Annotated in this window: 19 protein-coding genes; 5 read left to right on the plus strand and 14 right to left on the minus strand. The window is 42.8% G+C overall.

The genetic code is table 11. The annotated features are described in order from the left end of the window. Positions 1 to 70: 70 nt before the first annotated feature. The 5 genes from ACR9Y8_RS03485 to ACR9Y8_RS03505 all read right to left on the minus strand — a co-directional run bounded on the left by ACR9Y8_RS03485 (position 71) and on the right by ACR9Y8_RS03505 (position 4,819). A complete protein-coding gene (locus ACR9Y8_RS03485; protein WP_481211843.1) occupies positions 71 to 427 on the minus strand; it encodes a nuclear transport factor 2 family protein in 357 nt (118 codons plus the stop codon). Positions 428 to 482: 55 nt separating this feature from the next. Next, a complete protein-coding gene (locus tag ACR9Y8_RS03490) occupies positions 483 to 1,079 on the minus strand; it encodes a helix-turn-helix domain-containing protein (RefSeq protein ID WP_481211844.1) in 597 nt (198 codons plus the stop codon). 61 nt (positions 1,080 to 1,140) lie between these two features. Then, positions 1,141 to 3,060, minus strand: coding sequence for an alpha/beta hydrolase-fold protein (locus ACR9Y8_RS03495; protein WP_481211845.1), 1,920 nt, complete (start codon positions 3,058 to 3,060; stop codon positions 1,141 to 1,143). Positions 3,061 to 3,283: 223 nt separating this feature from the next. Beyond that, positions 3,284 to 4,576, minus strand: coding sequence for an acetyl-CoA hydrolase/transferase family protein (locus ACR9Y8_RS03500; protein ID WP_481211846.1), 1,293 nt, complete (start codon positions 4,574 to 4,576; stop codon positions 3,284 to 3,286). Between the two features lie 15 nt (positions 4,577 to 4,591). Next, on the minus strand, positions 4,592 to 4,819 hold the full coding sequence (locus ACR9Y8_RS03505; protein WP_481211847.1) for a YgaP family membrane protein: 228 nt from the start codon (positions 4,817 to 4,819) through the stop codon (positions 4,592 to 4,594). A 334-nt stretch (positions 4,820 to 5,153) separates the two neighbouring features. On the opposite strand from ACR9Y8_RS03505, the gene ACR9Y8_RS03510 reads away from it, so the two are divergent. Further along, positions 5,154 to 5,351, plus strand: a complete 198-nt coding sequence (locus ACR9Y8_RS03510) for a hypothetical protein (protein ID WP_481211848.1) — start codon at positions 5,154 to 5,156, stop codon at positions 5,349 to 5,351. Between the two features lie 26 nt (positions 5,352 to 5,377). Continuing rightward, positions 5,378 to 5,869: an OsmC family protein gene (locus tag ACR9Y8_RS03515; protein ID WP_481211849.1), complete on the plus strand. Its 492-nt coding sequence runs from the start codon at positions 5,378 to 5,380 to the stop codon at positions 5,867 to 5,869. Positions 5,870 to 5,971: 102 nt separating this feature from the next. Here ACR9Y8_RS03515 and ACR9Y8_RS03520 read toward each other — a convergent pair whose 3' ends face one another. Together ACR9Y8_RS03520 and ACR9Y8_RS03525 are read right to left on the minus strand one after the other, a co-directional pair. After that, positions 5,972 to 6,481 carry a flavodoxin domain-containing protein gene (locus tag ACR9Y8_RS03520; RefSeq protein WP_481211850.1) on the minus strand — a complete coding sequence of 170 codons (510 nt, stop codon included), beginning with the start codon at positions 6,479 to 6,481 and terminating at the stop codon, positions 5,972 to 5,974. A 186-nt stretch (positions 6,482 to 6,667) separates the two neighbouring features. Next, on the minus strand, positions 6,668 to 7,063 hold the full coding sequence (locus ACR9Y8_RS03525; RefSeq protein WP_481211851.1) for a hypothetical protein: 396 nt from the start codon (positions 7,061 to 7,063) through the stop codon (positions 6,668 to 6,670). 139 nt (positions 7,064 to 7,202) lie between these two features. On the opposite strand from ACR9Y8_RS03525, the gene ACR9Y8_RS03530 reads away from it, so the two are divergent. Next, positions 7,203 to 7,988: an LOG family protein gene (locus ACR9Y8_RS03530; protein ID WP_481211852.1), complete on the plus strand. Its 786-nt coding sequence runs from the start codon at positions 7,203 to 7,205 to the stop codon at positions 7,986 to 7,988. A 514-nt stretch (positions 7,989 to 8,502) separates the two neighbouring features. Here the strand turns inward: ACR9Y8_RS03530 and ACR9Y8_RS03535 are convergent. Together ACR9Y8_RS03535 and ACR9Y8_RS03540 are read right to left on the minus strand one after the other, a co-directional pair. Beyond that, on the minus strand, positions 8,503 to 9,684 hold the full coding sequence (locus ACR9Y8_RS03535) for a hypothetical protein (RefSeq protein ID WP_481211853.1): 1,182 nt from the start codon (positions 9,682 to 9,684) through the stop codon (positions 8,503 to 8,505). 389 nt (positions 9,685 to 10,073) lie between these two features. Continuing rightward, the gene (locus tag ACR9Y8_RS03540; RefSeq protein ID WP_481211854.1) at positions 10,074 to 10,901 is read right to left on the minus strand and encodes an HNH endonuclease signature motif containing protein; all 828 of its coding nucleotides are present in this window, start codon (positions 10,899 to 10,901) and stop codon (positions 10,074 to 10,076) included. A gap of 405 nt (positions 10,902 to 11,306) precedes the next feature. Here ACR9Y8_RS03540 and ACR9Y8_RS03545 point away from each other — a divergent pair, with 405 nt between their 5' ends. After that, positions 11,307 to 11,756 carry an ABC transporter permease gene (locus ACR9Y8_RS03545; RefSeq protein ID WP_481211855.1) on the plus strand — a complete coding sequence of 150 codons (450 nt, stop codon included), beginning with the start codon at positions 11,307 to 11,309 and terminating at the stop codon, positions 11,754 to 11,756. 96 nt (positions 11,757 to 11,852) lie between these two features. On the opposite strand, the gene ACR9Y8_RS03550 is transcribed toward ACR9Y8_RS03545, so the two are convergent. The 5 genes from ACR9Y8_RS03550 to ACR9Y8_RS03570 form a co-directional block, all read right to left on the minus strand. Continuing rightward, positions 11,853 to 12,116 carry a hypothetical protein gene (locus ACR9Y8_RS03550; protein WP_481211856.1) on the minus strand — a complete coding sequence of 88 codons (264 nt, stop codon included), beginning with the start codon at positions 12,114 to 12,116 and terminating at the stop codon, positions 11,853 to 11,855. 19 nt (positions 12,117 to 12,135) lie between these two features. Further along, positions 12,136 to 15,627, minus strand: a complete 3,492-nt coding sequence (locus ACR9Y8_RS03555; RefSeq protein ID WP_481211857.1) for an nSTAND3 domain-containing NTPase — start codon at positions 15,625 to 15,627, stop codon at positions 12,136 to 12,138. A 274-nt stretch (positions 15,628 to 15,901) separates the two neighbouring features. Continuing rightward, complete coding sequence (locus ACR9Y8_RS03560; protein WP_481216210.1) at positions 15,902 to 18,415, minus strand: AAA domain-containing protein; 2,514 nt, start codon at positions 18,413 to 18,415, stop codon at positions 15,902 to 15,904. Continuing rightward, a complete protein-coding gene (locus ACR9Y8_RS03565; protein WP_481211858.1) occupies positions 18,351 to 20,387 on the minus strand; it encodes an AAA domain-containing protein in 2,037 nt (678 codons plus the stop codon). The genes ACR9Y8_RS03560 and ACR9Y8_RS03565 overlap by 65 nt, the downstream gene beginning before the upstream one ends. Before the next feature lie 343 nt (positions 20,388 to 20,730). Continuing rightward, positions 20,731 to 21,444: a phage integrase SAM-like domain-containing protein gene (locus tag ACR9Y8_RS03570; RefSeq protein ID WP_481211859.1), complete on the minus strand. Its 714-nt coding sequence runs from the start codon at positions 21,442 to 21,444 to the stop codon at positions 20,731 to 20,733. 689 nt (positions 21,445 to 22,133) lie between these two features. Here ACR9Y8_RS03570 and ACR9Y8_RS03575 point away from each other — a divergent pair. Beyond that, a complete protein-coding gene (locus tag ACR9Y8_RS03575) occupies positions 22,134 to 23,492 on the plus strand; it encodes a tyrosine-type recombinase/integrase (protein ID WP_481211860.1) in 1,359 nt (452 codons plus the stop codon). Positions 23,493 to 23,569 lie beyond the last annotated feature (77 nt).

Consider the following 23,569-nt stretch of genomic DNA (forward strand, 5'->3'; position numbering starts at 1 on the left):
TATCTTTCACTACAGCTGCGTTCCAAACCTGCCTGCCGTATTCAGGTACTAAGCGCTGATAAGGACCCTTTTAATTGTAGTGTCCCATCGCCTGGAATACCTTTCCATCCTCATTGAACGCAAAAAATTCTGCTGCTTTCTTTCCCTTAACACTTGTATAATAAATGATCACAGTATTCATGCAGGATAAAACTTCGTGCAGATCGAAATGAAGATCAGGATAGTTCACCATCGCCTTTTCCCAGTAACTCCGCACGTTTGCCTTTCCTTTCAGCCTGCCATCGGGGTTGATGCCCATCTGCTGTATAAAAGGGCTGCTCATTTCAAAATCTTCCGTATAATGTGCGAGTACCGCATCCAGGTTGTGCGCGTTCCATGCAGCCACCCATTCGTTCGCAAATTGCAAAGCTTGTTCACGTGAGATCATATTCTTTTTTTAACAAAGGTAAGATGCAGGAAAACGAAGGAATAGGACAAAAAGGTCAAATTACTGCCTGGCCCGGTGTATGGCCGAAGACCTGTTTGTACCTGCGGATAAAGTAGGACACATCCTCAAACCCGCTCCTGTAGCAGGCTTCCTTCACGGATAAACGCTTGTGCTGCAGCAGGTATTTTGCTTGTTGTAAACGTTTTTCGATCATCCATTGGCCGGGACTACAGCCCACTTTCTTTTTGAACCACCGTTTAAAAGTGCTCAGGCTCATGTTGTGCATACCAGCGTAATATTGCAGCTGCATACGGTCTGCAATGTGGCAGGCCATAGGACTAAGCAGCGTATCCGCATTGCCAAGCACCAGGTTCAGGCTCACGAAAGGCTCCCGCTTCACGCGGATATCAGAATATAAAATGGAATTTTTCGGAACAAAAAGCGTATCACCGGCTTTCATATCATAACACTCGCCGTTAAGGAAAACCACTTTCCGGCCTTCCCGTACGTAGCTAAGTGTACTGTAAGGCATGAAGAACGCATCTTCGGAAGAGCGGCGGTACTGGCAAAAAGCCATGCTCATAGCGCCATCCGCATACAACAGCTCTACCTTTGCCTTGCACTGGTTGAAGTTTTCATACAGCCGGATCATAGGGCGCAAATTACAAAGTCTTCGCAGTTTTGTAGCAAAAAGCTATACTCCGGCTAATATTTTACTTAAAAAGGAGCTGCGCAAAATTGAACAGGTTATTCCGCCATACCGGCCAGGTGTGACCGCCCGGGTATTCGCTGTAGCTGTGCTTAATATTCAGCTCGTCCAGCTTTGTAAGCATCAGCTGGCAGTTCCGGTAGGCAATATCTTCTTTGCCCCCCATGGAGATCCACAGGGCTTTCAGATTGCTGTTGATCATAGCGCTGTTGCTTTTCATAAAATTGTACTGGGCCTCTGCAATGCTGGCCTGCCGGGACTGTATCCAGCCCGAGCTGAATACGCCCAGGTAGGAAAACAGATCTGTGTTCTTAATACCGGTATAAAGCGTGTGAATCCCGCCCATGGATAAACCGGCTAATGCCCGGTGGCTTGCACCGGTTTCAGCCCGGTAGTTTTTTTCTACCAGGGGAATAATAATCTCCTTCAGCTCAGATTCAAATGTCTTCAATACAGATTCGTCAAAAGCAGCACCGCCCACGTTTGCATCCGGCATAACAACCAGCATAGGCTTCGCTTTCTGAGAAGCGATCAGGTTATCCAGGATCAGATCCGTTTTACCTTGTGTGGCCCAGCCGGTCTCGTCCTCACCACCCCCGTGTAAAATATACAGCACCGGATACTTTTGGCCCGTATTTTCATCATAACCAGGCGGGGTATAGATATACAGCTGGCGCCATGAACCGGTAACCTTTGAGAAATATTTCCTGATCCTGATATCCCCATGCGGCACATCCCTTAATGCATAATAGCTGCCGCCCGCAAAGGGTATTTCAATACCGCTGGCCATTCTTCCCATACCGTAAAAAGTTTCGCTGGCGGGGTCCGCAACGGCCACGCCATCTATCAGCAGGGAGTAATAGTGAAATCCTTCACCAATAGAATCTGTTGTTACGGTCCATACACCACCCGTGTCTTTCACCATATTATACTTGCGGCCCAGGTCAACCTGCACCTTCTGTGCCTCCGGCGCCTTAACGCGGAAAATAACGCGGCGGTCAGCCAGTATCTGCGGATACTGTGCATTGCGCACATTGGTTGCCGCAGGCGCGCCCACTACCGGATATTTTGAGAAGGTGGTCGTGTCCACCGGTTTAAAGATCAGCTGTGAGAACATATACAGTCCGTTCTTCCACACCTTGAAATCGTGCACGCCCGGCTCGATGTAATAGATGTGCGGCACATTGTGTTGCTGCAGGTAATCATGTGTGCGTTTGCTAAAAGAAATCAATCCGTCGCTGGCGCCGCAGGAGATCCAGAGCAATTTTATTTTTTGCCTTGCTTCAGCCGGATCGGGCACCAGCTGTTCCGGTACTTTAGTGTTAGGCGCAGATGAAAAACCGCCGATCCACGCAAACTTGTCAAGGTTACCCAGGCCAAAGTTCAACGACTGCCCTCCTCCCATTGACAGGCCCGCAATGGCCCGGTTCTCCCGGTCCGTGTAAACAGGGTATTTCTTTTCTATATAGGGAATGAGATCGTTCAACAGATCCTTTTCAAAAGTGGCAAACGCCTGTACTTTGTCGGGAGCCATAATATTGCCGGTGGCCCGGTCATCTTTCATGGCCCTGCCGTTAGGCATAACAACGATCATAGGCTTGATCTTTCCTTCGGCATACAGGTTGTCCAGCACTACCTGGGGAGTGCCGCCTTTCAGCCATTCCTTTTCATCGCCGCCTATGCCGTGCAGCAGGTATAACACCGGATATTTACTCTTTTTGGAAAATCCCGGTGGTGTATATACCAGCGCTTTGCGGGGATTTCCCACTGTTACCGAATTATAGCTGACCGTATCGATCCGGCCATGTGGTATACCGGCACGCAGGGAATCAAAACCCGGGGCTGCGTGTTCAATGACGCCTTGCGCAAATGTGGCTGTGGCAAACAACAGCAGAATGGTAACATTAAAAACTATTTTTTTCATGCCGCATGATTTTTATGTTGCAGATACCGCTACAGGATCAGTATCATATGGGATAACACATCTATTCCTTCAGGGCTTCTTTAATGTCAATACGACAAGTATTCCTTGGGTCATAAACGTGGTATTGTCATAAATACTGCAACCGGCAGATCTGGCATTGTAAAGAAATGGAATTTAACGGTTCAAAAGGTTCAAAAATCACCGGCGTTAATTTTTAGACATCCTACACCAAACGATACACTTTTCCAAATCGTTGGTAATATGCATTTTCCAGATCCTCTCTGTGTGCGGGGTCTGCAATACTGATCAGTAGCCTTGCCCGTTGTTCAAGATTCCTCCCATACAAATTCACCACCCCGTGTTCTGTTACAACATAATGCACATGGCCACGTGTTGTCACCACACCGGCGCCCTGCCTCAGAGACGGCACAATGCGGGAGATTCCGTCTTTTGTGACAGAAGGCAACGCGATCACCGGCTTTCCTCCTTCAGATAGCGCAGCGCCCCTCATAAAATCCATCTGTCCGCCGATTCCTGAGAACTGGTAAGTGCCGATAGAGTCCGCACACACCTGACCCGTGATATCGATTTCAATAGCACTGTTAATAGCTACCACTTTGGGGTTACGGCGAATAACATCGCTATCATTCACAAACGCAACATCCATACAGCTCACGTAAGGGTTGTTATCCACGAAATCATATACCTTACGCGTTCCCAGGATAAAACTGCTAACGATCTTACCCCTTCGCACTTTCTTGTGCTCATTGGTAATAACACCCTTTTCTACCAGGGGTACTACCCCATCTGAGAACATCTCGGTATGTAAGCCCAATCCTTTGTGATGAATTAGCTGCTTCAACACTGCATCCGGAATGCCACCGATACCTACCTGAAGGGTAGCACCGTCTTCAATGAGACCTGCGACGTATCGTCCGATCTGTTCTGACACGGGGTGTGACTTTTTTGAATAACTGACTTCAGGCAGCGTTGTTTCATGCAATACCATCGCCGTAAAACGTGAATGATGTATTACGCCATCTCCCATAACGCGGGGCATCAGGGGGTTTACCTGCGCGATCACCTGCCTGGCGCATCTAACCGCAGAAAGTGCTGCATCGACGGAAGTACCGAGGGTACAGTATCCATGCTTGTCAGGAGGCGATACCTGTACAATTGCGACGTCCAGGGGAAGAACGCCGTTCTCAAACAGCCTGGGTATTTCACTCAAAAATATGGGCACATAGTCGCCACTGGCTGCATTCACCCAATCGCGTACATTGGCCGATACAAAAAGTGAATTCATATAAAAGTTTTCTAACACATCAGGTCGGTTCCAGTTAATGTCTCCATATGTGCTGATCGATACCAGCTCAACATCGTGCAGCGCTCCTGCACGATCCAGTAAAGCATTTACCAATGGAAGCGGCGTAGCAGCGCTTCCATGAATAAAAACCCTGTCGCCGCTTTTTACGAGCGAAACAGCTTCTTCTATTGTGTTGTATTCCGGGTACATAGTTGTTTGTTAAAATTAAAGGGTCTGTTTATTTACTGTGGAGCATATCGTTCGGGTTTTCAGTCCCAATAAGCTATAGAGGGGACATATACCGGCCAAAGCGCTGAGAAAAAGTACAATGCCAAGTATCAAAAATATTACCCCTGCCATGCCAGTTATAATGCCGCCAAAGTACAGAGCAGCGAATAATAAAGCGGAAATAAGCCGGCCGCTTCTATCAGTTTCTCCGATGTTACGTTTCATATGTGATTAATTTACAAATAAAAGAATATAATAACAATTCACTAAACTGGCCAGCAAAATTGGCTGCTTATTACATATTGTATGATGACAATTGTCAGTCGTCAAAATGATCTTCAGCAGTCCTGTTGTTTTCGACCATGACAGCTGTGATCTTGTAGGCCGACGTTTGTACATAGTTATCCGTGAAACAGGCTGTTACTAATCAGCAAAACCAGCAGGCGACAGTAATGACATCTGTCAAAACTTATTCTGACAATGATCATTTCCAGAGATGCTCACTGTCATTCGCTACGGCCAGGATGCATGGTAGTTTTGTTTGTATAATGTATCAACCATGAATAAGATCCTGCTTATATTTGATGGCATAGACGCATCTATAGGCGCATTTGAGTTTGCCCGCCGGCTGAATGAGCTGCAGCCTATTCTTCTTACCGGCTCCTTTCTGCCACAAACAGATTTTTCCGCTTCCTGGAGTTACAATACAGGGGAAGGTCCCCTGCACATATCTTATCCCGGTTTTCATCGCTCATAAATAGTTAATACTTTAAATCTAAGGTTATGAACACTATATCTGCTATTAAGAACGAGAAGAATAGCGAAATTCGTTTCAATATCCGGCTTGACTGGCTGGAAAAGAAAAGAAGTCTGGTAACATCGGATGAGGTAAAAGATACCATCCGTATTGCGACGCCGGTGGTATTCGGCGGTGAGGGGCAAGAGTGGAGCCCTGAACATCTTTTTATCAGCGCTATTGCAGGCTGTTTCATGAACACCTATCTTCATTTTGCAGACAGGCTTGCATTCGAAACATCGCATTTAATCTGCGAAGCAAGGGGAACGATCGAACTGTCAAATGGAAAACATGTGTTTACACAGGTAGAGCTCTATCCAAAGATCTTCATTGCCAATGAAGCTTACCGGGCAAAAGCACAGCAGGCACTGGAAAAAGCGATCGCGAATTCACTAGTAGCCAATTCCAGCAGGGCTCCCGTTAGCTGCCGCGCTGAGATCCTGTATGACATGCATCCCAGGTATAAGACGTTCAGTTGAGTGCCTTATATTCATCAGTATAGAATTGTACATTGCCGTTCTCATCCGGCCTGGCTGCTTTTATCTATCGCCGGGTTAATGGTCATTGGTAAAGATCATGGCTTATCCGACTTTCATGTAATTAACCGCCTGCACCAGGCTTTCTATATATTGGCGGTCCACCATATTATAGTCAGCTAAGGGGATCTCATTTTTAGTACCTTTTGACAACCACGCACCTATCTTCAACAGCCATTTATCCCGCCAGGACAGCTTATTAAACTCCAGCTTACCCGGAAAAAAGAAGTATTTGCACCTTTTCCTGATCTCTTCGGAAACATTATTCTTAATATATCCGGTCAACTTATCCTTTTCCTCCAGGGGAGTGCCGGTGACAAGAAAAAGATATACTCTTTTGGTGGAAAGGAAATCCTCATTCTCCCTGATCCATTTCTTCAACTGTAGCTTACCAATATAGATGCTGGAACCCAGGATCACGAAATCGGCGTCTGACAACTGTTTGGTAGTTTCCGCTCCGGCCGGTACAACGGAAAGATTCAATGCATTGCCAAGCCATACCGCATATTGCCGGGTAGCGCCATACTTACCTTTATAAATTATTATGCCTTTCATAAGAATGCAGTTTTATGGATGAGTAATAACAACAGGGATATCCGTTGTACGAAGAATGCTTTCTGCATCGCTGCGATGGAAGAAGCGGGATAGGCCACTCCGGCCCTAAGCGCCATAGGTAACGAGTCAATCCTCAGAATTGTTTTACAAAGGATTCCATATACAAGCTTATGGCGAGCTTACCGCTTATTCAGCACGTTCCTGCGGGTAAAAAAAAATATTTTTTTCCGCCATTTTACCTTCCTCATTGAGTTGCCTAAGCGCCCAGTTATCGGTCTTGGTGGTTTCCAGCCAAAGATCACCGGATTTGCGCATTACCTGCACATTAAGACCGAACTCACGGCAAAAATCATGTTCCAGGTCTTGGGCGGTTCGGTCTGGGCTGATATCGATCCAGCCGAAGCTGTGCATCATCCGGATGTCCTCAATCGGTGTTGCGGGCGGAATCTTTTCCCAGGCCGGGGATGCCTTGCCCGCTGCATGCGGCTGCCAGTAAAACTCGAGCTTCAGGTAGGGGTATGCCTCCCTAAAATCATTCTGTATGTTATTGATGGTGGCGTCTTCGCTTATGTAGATCTGCATGTTAATAGATTTATGGTACAATTGCAAGATTAAGCCCAGGCCGATTTACCTGAAATGAGGGATATCAGTCTGCCGAATGACTGTTATCATAAGGGATAACCTGTAATTATCAGACACTAGTTGAGTAAATGTCAGATCTATGCCAGAGGAACAGGTCACCACTACACCAGGCAAAGCTGGGAAAAGTAGTTTTCCGGGCGACGAAGAAAGATATTTCCTGGAGGGCCCGCGATCCCGGGCCAGGGAATTGTTCTTTTCACTGCGGGTATTATGGGAATTTATCCGTGGTTTCAGAGTATTACATTTCGTTGGGCCCTGCATCGCGGTGTTTGGCTCAGCCAGGGTAAAACCCGGAACCAGGTATTATGAACAGGCCAGGCAAATGGGCGCCGGCATTGCAGCATTAGGATTTACCGTAATGACGGGCGGCGGCCCGGGTATTATGGAGGCAAGCAACCGTGGAGCAAAGGAAGCTGGCGGGCGGTCTATAGGCTGTAATATTATACTGCCCAAAGAACAGGCGGCGAATAAATACCTGGATAGGTGCTTTAACAGCAGATACTTTTTTATCCGAAAGGTGCTTATGTTCAAATACTCCTACGGCTTTGTCATCATGCCGGGAGGTATTGGGACGATGGATGAGTTCTTTGAGGCGCTTACGCTGATTCAGACCCATAAAATACAGGATTTCCCAGTGGTGCTGATGAACAAAAGCTATTGGGAGCCGGTAATGCCGCTATTCCATAAAATGCTGGATGAGTATATGATAGACCCCGAAGACCTGAAATACATGTTATTTACAGACTCAACTGACGAGGCCTTGAAACATATCAGTAAATTTGCCGTAGAAAAGTACCATGCCAAACGCAGAGCCACTTTCAAAAAGTATTTGTTGTTAGGAGAAAAGTGTCTGAATAAGAGCTGAATAAAGGATCAACTTTCACGATCTTTATTACATTAATGCTCTTGAGGTTTGTCAAAGTAAAAAAATGAAGTAATGATAAGTGTTGTAAGATTCGGTATAAGTATTAAACTTAGCCTTTAAAGTTCTTTAAAACCTTTCCTTAATGATTTTGTGCAAATGCTGTGCAAATCAAAAAGGCCCACTTTTGTGAGCCTTTTATAAGTACTTGAAATCACCGTGCCCAGAACTGGAATCCTATCTATCTGGGTATTAATATCTTACAGTCGAAGAGAGTCAAATTATAGTCACTATTTTTAAGGAACATAAAGGCGTGTCAATTGTTTACGCTTTTAAACTCATTTTCACCTGTCGGAGCAAATATAGGATTATTGCGGGAGGTTCCCAAGTTTAATGTAAGTCCATTTCTGGACAATAAAATTAGCCTTAAGAAATCGGTCCGTACGACAATACATTTGGCTAACGTCATGAGCTGGGGAAGACAGTATTTTAATGTAGGCACCGAACTGAAATTTTTCTATAAATGGCCTTTCAGTGCCATTTTTTGATATTCATTAATAAACATCCTCGGCGTCCATCCTTTAAGCAAACCTTCAAGAAGATAAGAGTCTATCATGCTTAAGCCGATATCCGCCATATTCTCTAATACCTTGCCAACTGCCACACCTAATACCATGCCTGGTACGCCGCCAGCCGCCCCACCGACGGTAGCCCCTATTCCATACATACCCATAAGTTTGGTAAATTTTCCTTTGGGTGTTTCAAAGAACCCTCTTTTATTTGCTATTTCGTCAATGTACTCTTTTGTTATGTATTCACTATCACCTGTATGATTCTCCAACCACTCTCTGTACTTCTTTGAATTTGATTTGCGTCTAAGTTTGATGATGTCCTTTAGGTTTATCCGACCTTCCTTTAATAACGTTCGGATATCAGGTAGCATTTCAACCTTAAATATTTCGTTAGTTGAGCTCAGAACATTTGTTGCGCTGGTGATCGTAGTATAGCTCTGATGTGAGATATCATAGTACTGGTAATTGCCAAAACTTGAATATTGATACTCAGCCAGTATCGCAGTTTCCACAATAACATCTCCCAGATGAAGCAGCTTGAATCGCTCATCATGATTTAAGAATGTGATTTCCTTATCTTTTCCTAATCCAACATTTTCCAACTTATTGCTAGAATACGCTGACATGACAATGTCTGCGGCATCATGAACGAAGGTTTCCCTAGGAATTTTGTATGTTTTGGAGATCTTTCTAGTCAAATCGCGACGCACTTTCCTATCCGGCATGACTCTTAACCTCGCAAGACCCTCCTTAATCGATTCATCCGGAACACAATGGACAGGAGAATTTAAATTGCCGGATTGGATCGGCATTGCTTTACCTATCAAATCGTCATTGGACAGCGCCGTTAACATTGGTGTCCACAATACAAATTCAATAACACCTTCATCAATAAGTTCATTGACCAATTCAATGCCTAAAGTATTGATCAGGATTACCAGGGGCATATTTTCACCATAAACTTTTATTGAAATCTTGTCAAAGAATAGCAATTGTTCTGCCATTTCAATGACACAGCTATCATGGGCTTCCTGCCATTCTGCGAGAAGCCCTTGCTGATCCTCACCGGGATTCTTTATTAAATATTTTCTTGCAAATTCGTTTAGCCCTGTGTTAAATATTACCATGTGGTGAAGGTACTAAATTATCAGATGACCTTTCTTTCTTCAGGCTCTAACTAGCTTGCAAAGCTTAGTTTTGATTAATCGCAATCAAACTAGCCTCTGCAGGAAAGCACACCTTTCCAAATAGTTTCTTTCTACTATTTTTACTAATGATAAGATTTATAGCCAGTATAGTTCTTGTTCTCTCATGCAGTATTTTGTAATGAAGCTCCCAATATAGGAGGTTATCAACATATAAGAGGTATTCAAAGGTTTTGCAAAGATGATTAGAGTCAAAATGCCATCCAACAGACAAAAGCAGTGATTTTTTCAGGTTAATACCATATGATTTTTATAGATCAACTACTAAGAAAGTCGCCATTTCGTTTATTTTTTCCGACGGTTTTTCCTTCTTAGGTTAAGTCGTCAATAGAGTCTCCGCCCATCCATTCTAAGCCTTGGGCAAGTGTAAACTGTTTGTCAGCCCCTATTTTCTTAAAAAAACTTCCAAGATTCTCATGAACAAACAAACCGTCTTCATAAGTCACCTTTGCCAGGGACCAGGGTTTTGTGGCGCTATCCTCGCTTGACTTACAGATAACCCACATTGTATCCTGATCGTTGGAAATTGCATAATCAGATACTATTGAGAGGGAATATTTATTCCTGGAAAATACTGCCCCGATATCGACTTTTCCAAAATAGGAAAAAATTGGTTTTCCGGTACACTCTTGTGGACAACAGATAAATTCAGAAGGCGTTTTCCAGTTCTTTTGAACCGCATTGGGAGTCAGGGCGGTTACCAAACTAGAAGGTTCATCATGCGCGTTGTGGTTACGGCTATCCGTAAATATCCAATTTCCCAATGAGGTGTGCCTATTGGAAGCGTTACCGCTTTCCTTTCGTGCCCAGTTATTCAAACGTTCCCAGGATATTTGTGCTTCTTCTGGGGAGACTGCTCTCATCCATTCAAAATTTGGGTCTTCGTTCAAGTACCTTTTTAATATTGACGGGTCTTTAAGAAAATTTTCTATACTGCCGCAGCGGTAAATTATTCTCTTTATCGTAATGGGGTTTTTCAGTATGTTCTCTAGTCTTGTAAGCCACCGAAGATTTTCCGGCCGGTTATTCTGACGATTGGTGTCAATATGGTCAACAACATGTTGCGGCGTAGGAGCGTCACCATGAAATGCTGTTGCTACTATCCTGTGAACAAACTCTGTTCCGATCTTTAAATACATCTTGGAATCTGGTTTACCCCAAACCCATCGATTATCCTCTTTGCGTAGACGCATTCCTTCTCGAATGTGTCGCAGGATAGCGCCATTGTCCCGGACTGAGTATTGTTCATACTTATATACACAATCGAATTGTCGATCAAAATCACCTAGGTTAATTGTCATTTCTTCGTTCCTTTTAACTTAATGCGCATTGATGATTGATAGCACCTAATCCTACGAGTATTATTGCGCTGCAATTATTATAATTAATATACGATTTTTTCAAGTTCAGATATGTAAAAAAGAGTGAGTTTTTTAGTTTCATTAATTTCAAAAGCAGGCTTCTACACAACGACAGCGTTAAACAGGTGAGTGCAAACGGATCAAGGAAGCGTTTCTGAATAGGGTATTTCCAGAACTACCCTTGTGGAAAGTAAGTTCCATGCTGCTAAGCAAGGACTGCCTTTCAGCTACACCTTCATGGATAAGGACTTTGATAAATTGTATCACGCCGAGCAGCAGACCGGCCAAATCTTCATCACCTTCGCCGTCGCCATCCTCAATGCCTGCCTCGGTCTCTTCGGCTTCGTTACCTATGCTGCCGAACAACGCACCAAGGAGATCGGGATCCGCAAGGTCCTCGGTGCCAGCGTCAGCGGTATCGTCGCCCTCCTCAGCAGGTACTTCACAATGCTTGTCGGTATCGCAGCGCTCATCGCCTTCCCCGTCGTGGGGTGGTCCATGTACAAATGGCTCGAGAGGTTTGCCTATCGCACGGAGATCAGCTGGTGGCTCCTCCTCGTGGGCCAGCTCCGTCGCCCTTGCCATTGCCCTGTTGACGATCAGTATTCAGACCATCCGCGCGGCCATCGTTAACCCCGTTAAATCCCTCCGCAGCGAATGATTTTGATTTGGATTTGTAAGATTAACCCTTGACCTGCATTTCCTATTTGTTAGTTCAAATAGTGGCTATTACAACTGATCTTCGAAAAATTGCCGCTTCCTTTCTCTTTCTGCGTACCGTTTTTCCAGGGAAATCTGGTTTTTGATATACAATTTATGTTGTAGGTATTTATGCTGCATTGGCAGAACAGTAATAGCAGATAAAATCTCTTGCAGTTGGGCAGCCCTCACTTCCCCCCAAATAACATGACCGTTGCCTACAAAAAATGATTTCAAAAGTTTAATCTTTTTAAAATCATCAACGTTATCGTTGAGGGCCAGGTATTCACCCACGGCATTAGGATATTCAGCATTAAATGAATGACGAAATATGTCCAACACCATATTGACCTTCACTACAGATCTGCAATTCTTTTTTAGGTATGATTTTAAGAATGCCATACACCTGTTTTCTATTATCCTCCCGGAGATTTGTAAAAAAAGCATTGACAAATTGTTCATCTATGTAATAAAACTTCATCCTGGCGGCAAAATCCATGGCCTGTTTTAACAGTTTCTCAGCATCCGGTAACTGCCAGATAATGGAAAGGTTTCTATACTCTTTTGAGGAAAGCGAGAATTTATCCTTTGAAATAAATGTAAGATATTCAAGCAAAAATTTCCTGTCAAGTTTAAGAATCGCCAAAAGGTCCTTGCAATCATGATCAAAGTTCCCCTCCGCTTTGTCACAAGCGTAATAAGCTCTTTTTGGCAGAGAAAGGTCACCAGCAAAATGATGAAGATGCTTCTCAAAGAAATGATGGTCAAGCTTGACATTTACTTGCGCTTCAAGCTTCTCACAAAATAACTGCAGCACATCGAAGTAAATACGGGGATTGAAGCAAAGAAATTTATCAAGAAAATCAAAATCAAAATAATAGAACTGATTCAAGGTTCTATAAGTTCCCATTAATAATTCGTAATGGTCCTTGGTTAAAAACTCCCTGCTTATCGCGCAAGCAAACCTGAACATCCAGGAATAAGATTCGCTAGTTCCTTTAGGGTCAGCTATTATCCGGAACAATAAGTTTATTTCATTCACACCCGCCGCATTAACCGCCTCCATTAATTTATGGGGCACATACCCAGCGGTATTCCTCTCCTGCTTAATTTCTTTTAAACACGCCATTCCCAAGCGTTTATTTCGGGAATATGTCTCATGAAGGATGGTGTCAAGGGAATTATGGAGACTCCATACCTGTATATGCGGGGATGTGATAATGGTGACAAAAGCCCGGTAAAAAATCCTGAATTCTGAAATGTCATTGAATTGAAATTTATACCTTAATTCAATTTCCTTAATGCGGTTGAATTTGTCAAAATCCAATGATTCATATTCATGCTGTTCCCTGTCCCTGAGGCGGTCTCCATCCAGTAATTTGTACCACATATATTCCTTCGAATAAAAGCGGTCTTTTAGCTCCGGGAAAGAGGAATGAGAGATACCCAGCTTGTTGTAGCGATTTATAAACTGTTGCACAAAATAGCAATGCAGAAACTTTGTCGCATTGAAATATTTATTAATAATACCTAAAACGTTTGGCAGGTCATGTTGTAAAACCTCAGGCACATTATCCATTGCTGGTTTCAGATAGCCATAAAAACCTTCATCTGCTACAGCGGGGTTAATGGAATACACTTTATCAAAATGTGCCCATATTTTCTTCCGAAGCCTTTTAACAACAGGGTTATTCGCCGGTAAATGATAATAATAGAAGGAAATTTCCATTTTCCTCCTTGAGCCTCCATGAATATCAAAAACGGTTTTCAACAACCCTGGAAGCAAGTCGAAAAACATGTGCAGGTAAACAGGATTATCCTTATTTCCATTCTTAATCAAGAGGGTGATAAATTCCGACTGGCGGTAAAAATTGAGTCGCTCATCTTCATGACTGAATTTAAAAGCTCCCTCAAGCTCCCTGAATAAGTCCTGGTATAAAGAAGCGTTGCGTCGAACATACTCAAAGGCTATTTCCAGTGCGCTAATTGCATTATCGGTAGATTGGTAAAAAAACTTGAACAGTAATTTCAGGTATCTATCGATATCCCAGTTTATTTGATTTTTCTTTTGATCGATTTTGAAAACAGGATCTCTTTCAACAGGGAGGTTCCGGAATTTTTCGTATATGAATGATAACGTTTCATCAGGTTTGTAAAACCAGAAAATGTCGAGAAACTGAAACGCCTTTTGCTCATCTTTATTAATGCTATTAAAATAATCCGTCAATGTATCGATTATTCTGCTTAAGACCTTCTCGTAATGAAAGTCATTATTTGCCGGAATGATAGTGTCACTGAAACGGTTGGGCCTGGATTCGAAATAGTTAAAAGTTAATGTCCGGAAATCAAGGGTCTTATCCTTGATGAATGCCTTGTAAAAGAAGAATGTGGAAAGAACCTGGTCGGATATCCGAATAATGGAATTATCCGCTGAGCTTTCCAACAGTTCCAGTTTTTCCAGGGTGGCGGTCGCTTCTGTAAATTGCTGATGGGTCAACTCAAAATCGGAAAGTATCTTCTGGTAAAAATCCCTATTGGACCTGTCAACCGAGTAGAAAAAAGAGATAATTCCGAGAGTCTTTTGTAACAGGAGGTTATCAAACAGCGCTTCATCCTGGATAAAGGAATGGAAATAACTTTCATAAAAGTCGTCCAGGTCATGAAGCGCCTCAAGGCTTTGGTGCTTAATAGCCAACTTGCCGGCCATTATCGCAACCCGGGGGTTCCCTTTCGCTATTTCAAGGATCCGCTTCAGATACAACCGGCTTGTAATATTAAAATCAGCACTCTTTAAGATGATTTCTATCTGACTATCAGAAAGCCCGCTTATGCGTATAACCGATGGGTTGAAAAATAAACACTTACTTTTAATGTATTCAAGTGCATAGTCCCTGACGGTGATAACCACTTTCAATTTCCCGCTTCTCTTACTCCTTAGCAGACTTAATATTTGCTGCAAATTAGAAGTCTGCCTGTTGGCATCATCTATAAAGAGCATATAGTCCCGGTCATCCCTTATATAACTTTTAAGATCATCAAATATAGGTACTCCATTCTTATTGGAAATACAATACCCCTCATAGCTTTTATTTTTTGCAAGCCAGTCATCAAGGGCGGCTAAAGCCAGTTTCGATTTTCCCACACCTGGAGGACCTGAAAGCGCAACAATATTACTTTCAGCAAGGCTTGCGGCAATATTTATTAATTCCTCTTCCCTAAAATAAAACTGATTGTCTAAAGGGGTTGAAAGTCCCCCGCCTCCCATACTGTACTCTTCGGCAAATAATTTGGGTGGTAAGATTTGCCCGGAATCAATATGGAGATGAAGATGTTTAGCTGCAAGATGCTGATAGCGGCCATAGATATCAAGCGCAAGCGTGTCAATACTTTTAAAAATTAACGCAATTCTGTGCTTATTAATCAACTTCCTAAGCGCCTCTATTTCCTTTGTCTGAATTTCAGAATTAAAGCATAAGATTATTTTATGTATCTCAGCTGGTTCAACCCCTGTTACGGAAGTATCCAGGCATTTGAGCAGATCATCCTTCAGTTTTTTAAAAAAGGCGGTTTTGCTATCGCTCCTGTTTTTTGTCGTATGTTCTGCAAATGTATATTTCCCTGAAGGAAGAAGCCAAAAAGAATCCGGTGTTCCTTTCTTACTCTTCTTTTTGCCTTTCTGTGTCCCGGGACGGTTTATATCCGGATAATTATCTTCTGACCAAAAAAGATAGTCATCACATAGTTCCTGAAAGGCCGTATCATTTATTGATTGTAGGGCGAATTCAATTTCCTGAAGCGTAGCCATAAAGTTTGATATAAACTGGGTAATACCATAGCATGTTAGAGAGTCAGGTCCTTAACAAGTTTTCCAAACAGAAACTCCTTAGTAATTCGTTCGGACTGATTAAGTGCGTTGGATTTCAATGAAGAAGGAAAGAATTTTTATTGGGTACACATCCCTCCGCTTTCTATTGCATTATTACAAAAGATTATTTGAGCGGACCATAAAACACAAAATTTCCAACAATTTATCGGACATTCCAATTATTACAGCGATGATGGATATTCGTTTATTGCCGCTACCTCAAAACCAGGCCCTCCTCCGCATCCTGCCCCCTTATAAAACTCACTAACTTCTCCACTTCCTTATCTGCCGCATCCCACCATTTCGTAGACCAGATTCTGTAAAATACAAACCCGTACCTTTCGAGCTGTTCCTGCCTGAAAATATCCCAGGCATATGCCTCGCTGCTACTATGGTATTTAGCCCCATCGCATTCAATGGCAATAAGTGGCTTACCGGTATATCTGGAATGAACTACCATATCAATTCTAAACCCGCCTACCGCGTATTGCTGCGTGATCCTGTCAGCGCCGATATGCTGAGCCAGACGTTCAAAAACCTCATCTTCAAAAGGAGATTCTGATCCTAAAGCAGGTCCAATTACGTCATAATGCCTTTCCGAGCAGTGTTGGTTCAAGGCTTGTAATATATTCGCCCGCAACTCCTCATTTCCATCGCTGACTGCCTTTGCATAGGTAAGATAAGCATAAAGCACGCCACGCCCTCGATTACCCTTATTTTGCAGAAGTGGCCCATATTGATCCGTAACCTCCATAGGAAATGAAGTGCAAACATATACCTGGTATTTAGCGCGTGTAATGATCACATTCAACATTCTATGGCCCTTACTTTGGATGATGGGGCCAAATGTTTGTGAGAACGAGCCATTTGGTTTACGGCCAAATGTGGTAGATAAAATAATGATATCCCGTTCATCCCCCTGGATGTTCTCCAAGTTCTTCACGAAAAAGGAATCGCCTAATCTGGACATTAAATTATCAAAAGACACATCTTCTTGCCGTTTCTTGAATATCTCATCCAGGATCAGATTCCGTTGGTAAATATTGAAGGTGGCCACTCCAACACTGGGATAGGTACTGTCTGGTAGCGGCTTTATTTGATGCTGCAGTATCTCTATCACTTTTAACACTTCTGTCCTATTGGTCTGGCCCTCATACACGCCATTTACCTGTAAAAAATGAATAGGCGTATAATCTTCCTCTGCCGGCACAGGGATCAATCTTTTTCCATAAAAGGCATGATTGGAAAAATCTATCAGGTAAGGATGTCTTGATCTATAGTGGATATCAAGATAAGACTGTTTAAATCCTTTGTCTTCCGCATAGGCCAGGAGGGATTCACTATCTGCTAAATTCACCTGCGCCGATTTCATATCACGGCGGTTTTCGGCCTCTTCATCTTCCAATGACTCGTCTTCCTCTTCGTCAGCTGGGTCCAGCAGCGCCACGCCACCCTCAAAATAGAAAGAAGGGGCCATCTGATGTTTATCTCCAGACACTACCTTCGCTTTTCCCCTTATCAGGGCCGCATAGGTATCTTCGATCCGCAGCTGGCTGGCCTCGTCAAAAATAACAAGGTCAAAAATGCCCTCTTCTAGAGGAACAATGGAACTACAAACCGATGGATTTAAGAGGAGTACAGGAAAGAAATCAGTAAACAATTCGAACTCCTGCCTTATGATGGAACGCAAAGAGTTCCTTCTCATTCCTTTCGCTCCCTTTTTATTGAAAACGCTATTGATCATCTTCCCACTCATCTGAAGCCGCCAGGCGCTTTTATCTTGTTTTTCCATCCACTGAGCAACAATATTGTTGATCTGTATATTATTGAATTGCGCCTTCAGCTTTTTATACTCCGTTAATTCATGATCGTCCTTGGGCAAATGAGGCGGTTCGTTGAACATGATTACAAAATACAAATACCAGTACTCAAAGCTTTCCGCCCAGGAAGATGACAGATGTTCACTAACCGTATTCACAAGCCCACGTTGTTTGTCCGTAAGTGCCAAAAGCAAACATTTCCAATCATAAAAGCCCCTGAATTCCTGCATTTTACTGCCGATGGACAATGCCAGCTCGTTAATAATAGCACACGACTGCACCGCTCCTTTGAGGCTTTGACAAGTGACCGGTAAATCGTCGACTATCACGCCTGTGCCGTTAAAATTTCCTATTTGAAACAACTCATTGCGGAGTTCCTGGTAGCCATTTATTCTATCTTGATAAACCAGACGAAAGTCATTAAAAATCTGTTTGATACCTTCCAACTTTTCTACCAACACTGGTAACTGTTCCGTTAGAGAATTAATGTCAAGTACTGGTGGAATGGAAACGAGTTTATACTTTGTGTCCAGCGTATCGAGCAAGGTATTAAATTGCTGTATGGTATGCCTTGCCTTTGATCTTAGATCGTCGAAACCAGGATGAAAATGATGTTCATCCATTTTCGCAAGGTATGCCGTGATTTCGTCCGGATAGGATTTTGACCAGTCTTCCACTTTAGCATGCAGCTCCCTGACATTATTCACAAAAAGGCTCAAATCTTCTGTTGCGGCATCTTCGATGTAATAATGCTCAATATAAGTTTGTTGTAAATGCGCTTTTCGGACGTTAGATATGCGGTTTACCAGTTCCAGCCGGTTACTCCGTAACCGCCGGTGCCTGTCAGAGACCAGGCCAAATAGATTTCGTCTTAAAACGTGCGGCCCTGTCGTTCCTGAAAAATGCATTGCCAAACTGCGCCAGATTAACATTTACAAAGGCGAGATACTCAGCTATATTACTTTTTACTGTTCTGCCATAGGTATCATAATGTAGCTCAAGACCTTCATGATATTGTTCCTTTAGCTTCCGGGCATCCAACAATAATCTTTTCAAATCAACAAGCGCATCATCTATCGCCTTTTCCAGGTTAAATGGCGCCAGCAGGGGTTCGTTTCTCAAACTGGCGCCTTCAATTACATTCAGATAAGGCCTTATGGCATCCTGGACAGGTAACGGGAACGTTTGAAATGTTCCGGTTATCCATGCGGCGCCGGCATCTATTTGCCCCTGTATCGACTTCTCTAGTAAGGACGTTTGCTTTCGCGCAAAAGCAATAAACGCCTCAATGCTGCGTTTTACCTCGCCTATTGTTTGCGCCCCGGTAAATAAGTGTTCAGAAATGGGCGCAAAGGTGGCATGTAAATGTTTAGATGTCTGAAACAATACCTCGGCCTTTTTTAAAATAGCAACCAAGGCACTTAACTCCCGCTCATCTTTCTGGAATTGAAAATCTTCAATATTCAAGACATTATTCAGGGACATATTCCCGAGCTTCCTTTGCAGCCGCAGGTACTCTCCTACCAGCTGACCCCATTTCTTACCGCTATAAAGTGGCCCATCTAACGCATGGTGCTGACGATTGATGTAAGTGGCGTACTCCTGTAAAGATTTCTTTATCGCATCGTATCGTATATTCGAATGATGCAAATTAGGCGCATACGACGGTCCACTGTGCCGCTCACGCACGGAATCTACAATAGCTTCCCGGTCGTCATTAACATCATCAATAATGGCTACCAGTTCCGCCAGCTGCCTATTTGTCCGCTCCAGGTTCTTTTTTATCACATCCAACGCCGTTTTTTTCTCACAAACTACCAGACACTTGAGACCATTCGCCAGCGCGTTGGTGATCAAAGCTGTTAAGGACTGGCTCTTTCCGGTACCAGGAGGCCCCTGGATGATCTGGTTGGCGACGATACCCAGCGTGCTGATAATGGCCTGCTGACTGGGATCCGTATTGACCGCAGTAAAGGGGGTAGCCGACAAATTCTCTACGACTAGATTGTCAAACTCAAATTCATCAAACCGGTCCATTAGTTTTGTAATGTCGGTAATAATGCTCTCCTTTTGCACCCTAAAAAGGCCCAAAATACCACCGAAGTAGATATAGGCATTATTATTTGCAATGGCTTCTGCCGCCGTTTTATCAGGCAGGGCATTTACAGGCGACTCAAATTTTTCCGCCAGCACCTTCTTATAGTCTGTTGCCGATCCTGAACTTAGCGCGTGTAATACACTGGCACAAGCATTCAACAGCTCTTCCTTATCAATAACGGCATCCTCCAGCATTTCCTCCGAGAAACCAGCTAGACTGATACCATCCTCCCCCTTTATTAGGGACAGCAATACTTCATTAATACCTACGGAATGAATATCTGCATTGGTTACTTTCCCATTGGGCTGGTAGACCTTATTTCGCAGGATCAACCACTCATTGACCTTGTTTTTAGACTTGACTGCTTCCAGTGGCCAGATAAATAACGGCGCTTTAATAACCTTGGATGGATCTTTGGATGATCGTTTGATAAGTAGGGGGTAACCAAATCCCAGGTTTTTCACCCCATGTTCCTTGAAGTAATCTTCATTTTCAATGATGATCGAATTTAAGCGTTTGGAGATAAGCCCCAATTTCTTCTGTACCTCCTCGGATACTACATTAAGGTCTATCATCTGATCGAAGGAAATGGTAAATTCAAAAGCCGGCTTTGTTAGCAACGTTTTTAAAAAGTCTTGGGCAAGGTTATCCTTTATAATGTTCAACTGTTGCAGATCGAGCCGGGTAGCAAACCTGCCAGGTAATGCATTTAAATGAATGGACCTGGTATTACTACCTTTCAGTTTATTTTGTAAGGATTGAAGGAAAATTCTCGAAGACATATCTGCTCGCATATTTATGCTATACCTACGGTTGTACTCTTGTATAGCTCTATTCACATATTATTTTGTTGGCCATTCTACAGGCGCTATCGGATGCCCGGTCAATTTATCTAACGACATTATATTGAATACAAGTGCCGCAACAAAATCAATAGACTTTGCCCGTGCCAAGTACAAGCTTTTTCTACGAGGAATTGCGGTAAGCATTGAGGAGCAAAATAGCAAACTTCAAATGGACAGTTAATGTGTTTGGTAGTTTCAAGGTTGGGAGTTTTGGTGAATTCGATAATTATAGAAAATGTATATAAATATACAAAACATCCATCTATTTAACAACATGTTTTTATGACAAACGCGGAGCTGCCTGACCCTGAATATCTTTCCATTGCAGCCGCTTAACATCCACCCATCTTAATCCAGTATAACAACTAAAAATAAAGGCAAGCCGGACCTGCTGATTAAAGCACGGTGTTCTGAGTAATGCAATATATTCCTCTGCTTCCAGATGTTCTTTTAGTTTATTACTTGGATTTCTGACAGCTGCTATATCCTCCGTGGGATTTACTCTATAATAGCCGTCTTTGGTCGCAGCTTTGACCACCCATTTAAAACGGGCATAATAATTGGCGGGCGTTTCCCCGATCAAATTATCTAAAAGGTAACGCCGGAATCTTTTGCAAAAATTCTCCGTAATATCTACGGGGCTAATGAAATCTCCTTTTATAAAAGCTCTCAGCTTAGAAAGGCAGCCTGTTAAATGTCGGTTGCCGTCTCTCTTGTTCAGCCTAATGTACTCTTCGTAGTAATCAATAAAGTTTGCCTTAAACTTATGCGCTGGTATAACGGGACTGCCTACCGCCTGCTGCTCGATAGTAAGCTGGCTCTTTTTTGTTTCCAGTATCTTTAAGGCTTCCTTGTTGAAGTTCTTCTGTACCTGGTCTTTAGGCTTTGCGTAAATAAATACCCCGGTGGTAGGCCGCTGCCCCGGTCCACGGCCTAGATCATAAAAGAAGTAAATCTTATCTCCTTTCTTATTGAGCTTTTCCCCAATGTTCATAGGATTCCATTTTTAAAGGTTATAAAAGAGAAGCCCAATGAGTATGCCATGCCAATAGAGAAATCAGTCATGGAGACACCTGTTATCAACAGGTGAAAATTTGTGAACAAAACGGGAAAAACAATCTTGAAAAAATTCTTCCTAGCTGCCAGGTACTTATTGGCAGAACTGCCATACAGGCTTGCTTTTTACTGCCAAAAGAGATCCTCCTTTCTGGTGTCAAACGGGATGTGAAATGAACTGTCTTAACCTGGTGCTCGTACGAAAATCCTGCGATGTGACTCCGGATGTGTTTCGGCGGAATGCCTGCAAAACTGAGTGTCATTGCGAGTGTCATTTGAGTGTCGTAAATAGTGGGAAAAAGGGTTAAAAAGCGTGATTTTTTGACACTCCCGAAAATAAAAAAGCCTTACAAATCAGTGACTTGTAAGGCTATTGTGTGCCCAGAACAGGAATCGAACCTGCACTACCTTGCGATAACCAGATTTTGAGTTTGTATAATCTCCTTATCGTTCTTAAATGCACCTGAACCAATTTTATCCTAACTGTTTATTTTTCAGCCATTTACAGTACTTTCTCTAATTTCGCCGAACGCTCTCAAGTGGTGTTTTAACCCAATGATTGCTGGCAAATTTCGCTGGCAAATTCTCGAAGCGTAATGATTTTATAAAATTCAAAATTGAAATTTTATGCCATCATTATCGATCGCTCTCGACACACGGAGATTGAAGAAGAAAATAGGTAAATATCCAGTAAAGTTATTGGTTGTTCACGACAGCATGCCTGAGCGCTATCAGACAATCTATAACCTGTCACAGGAAGAATATGATAAGTTGAGCGCACCACGAGTAAGTAAAGAGCTGCAGGAAATAAGAGATAATTTAAAAGAAATCTTACGAACTGCAGAGGCTGCTGCCAAAGAAATAGTACCATTTTCGTTTGACAAGTTCGAACAGCATTTTGTAAGACCCCACTCCCACTTCAAAAAGAGGAAAGAGAAAATGAATACAAACGAAACTGATTCAAAAGAATTCGATTTTAGCCCTTACGAACAAAAATTTCCAATCCTAAAAGAATCTCATCCTGGGCAGGATTATATGTCGGTAGTTTTTTTGTCGTATGTAAAAAATCTGATCAAGGAAAAAAGAATTGGAAGCGCTCTAAATTACCAGAACACATACTATTCTCTAAAAACATTTAATGGTAACGTTAGGTTCGTCGATATAACTCCTAGTTATTTACGACAATATGAGCAATGGATGCGCGACAAAGGGTGCTCAAGATCAACTGTAGGTATAAACCTAAGGCCATTAAGAGCGGTTTATAATATTGCGATCGATGAATTCAGTTTAATACCAAGAAAAAATTACCCATTTGGAAGACGGAAGTACTTAATTCCAACATCCAAAAATATAAAGAAAGCGCTGACTCAAGAGGACATTTATAAAATCTATTATTATCAGACCGAAAATGAAGAGCTTCAAAGGGCGCGGGATTTTTGGATGTTTTTCTTCTTTGCCAATGGCATGAATCCAAAAGATTTTGCCTTACTGAAATTTAGAAACATTCACGGGGAATTCATCATTTTCGAACGAGCAAAAACGCAGCTCACTACAAGGACAGATCCAAAGCCAATTACCGTCTACATTAACGAAGATATAATCTCATATATTGAAAAATGGGGTAACGAAGACAAATCACCGGACAACTATATATTTCCGATACTAACCCATGAAATGAATCCACTAGAGGCGCATTTTGCAATAAAAGCGCTCGTTAAATGGGTTAACGACCGAATGGCGATAATTTGCAAAGAACTGAGGATAAGAAAAGCAACAACAATCTTTACGCGCCATTCATTCTCTACAATTCTGAAACGCAAGGGCGCCAGCACTGAATTTATCCAGGAATCTTTAGGTCACGCAGATAAGCAAACCACAGAAAATTATCTCGACAGCTTCGAACAGGAAGTAAAAAAAGAATATGCCGAAAAGCTTGTAGAATTTAAAATCAAAAAATTAACGATGTTCAAGAGCAAGAGCTGGTAAGTGAACTGTAGGTATAGTTGTGATTTACCCTAAACTCATTTTAGGGGGAAGGCGCTGCTGCCGCGCCATTCCCCCTT

The sequence above is a fragment of the Chitinophaga sp. SVR4-12A genome (assembly GCF_056754765.1).

Excerpts from the sequence above, each read along its gene's own strand:
- ACR9Y8_RS03485 (WP_481211843.1), bottom strand. The coding sequence starts at position 427 with ATGATCTCACGTGAACAAGCTTTGCAATTTGCGAACGAATGGGTGGCT.
- ACR9Y8_RS03490 (WP_481211844.1), bottom strand. The coding sequence starts at position 1,079 with ATGATCCGGCTGTATGAAAACTTCAACCAGTGCAAGGCAAAGGTAGAG.
- ACR9Y8_RS03495 (WP_481211845.1), bottom strand. The coding sequence starts at position 3,060 with ATGAAAAAAATAGTTTTTAATGTTACCATTCTGCTGTTGTTTGCCACA.
- ACR9Y8_RS03500 (WP_481211846.1), bottom strand. The coding sequence starts at position 4,576 with ATGTACCCGGAATACAACACAATAGAAGAAGCTGTTTCGCTCGTAAAA.
- ACR9Y8_RS03505 (WP_481211847.1), bottom strand. The coding sequence starts at position 4,819 with ATGAAACGTAACATCGGAGAAACTGATAGAAGCGGCCGGCTTATTTCC.
- ACR9Y8_RS03510 (WP_481211848.1), top strand. The coding sequence starts at position 5,154 with ATGAATAAGATCCTGCTTATATTTGATGGCATAGACGCATCTATAGGC.
- ACR9Y8_RS03515 (WP_481211849.1), top strand. The coding sequence starts at position 5,378 with ATGAACACTATATCTGCTATTAAGAACGAGAAGAATAGCGAAATTCGT.
- ACR9Y8_RS03520 (WP_481211850.1), bottom strand. The coding sequence starts at position 6,481 with ATGAAAGGCATAATAATTTATAAAGGTAAGTATGGCGCTACCCGGCAA.
- ACR9Y8_RS03525 (WP_481211851.1), bottom strand. The coding sequence starts at position 7,063 with ATGCAGATCTACATAAGCGAAGACGCCACCATCAATAACATACAGAAT.
- ACR9Y8_RS03530 (WP_481211852.1), top strand. The coding sequence starts at position 7,203 with ATGCCAGAGGAACAGGTCACCACTACACCAGGCAAAGCTGGGAAAAGT.
- ACR9Y8_RS03535 (WP_481211853.1), bottom strand. The coding sequence starts at position 9,684 with ATGGTAATATTTAACACAGGGCTAAACGAATTTGCAAGAAAATATTTA.
- ACR9Y8_RS03540 (WP_481211854.1), bottom strand. The coding sequence starts at position 10,901 with ATGTATTTAAAGATCGGAACAGAGTTTGTTCACAGGATAGTAGCAACA.
- ACR9Y8_RS03555 (WP_481211857.1), bottom strand. The coding sequence starts at position 15,627 with ATGGCTACGCTTCAGGAAATTGAATTCGCCCTACAATCAATAAATGAT.
- ACR9Y8_RS03560 (WP_481216210.1), bottom strand. The coding sequence starts at position 18,415 with ATGCATTTTTCAGGAACGACAGGGCCGCACGTTTTAAGACGAAATCTA.
- ACR9Y8_RS03565 (WP_481211858.1), bottom strand. The coding sequence starts at position 20,387 with ATGTCTTCGAGAATTTTCCTTCAATCCTTACAAAATAAACTGAAAGGT.
- ACR9Y8_RS03570 (WP_481211859.1), bottom strand. The coding sequence starts at position 21,444 with ATGAACATTGGGGAAAAGCTCAATAAGAAAGGAGATAAGATTTACTTC.
- ACR9Y8_RS03575 (WP_481211860.1), top strand. The coding sequence starts at position 22,134 with ATGCCATCATTATCGATCGCTCTCGACACACGGAGATTGAAGAAGAAA.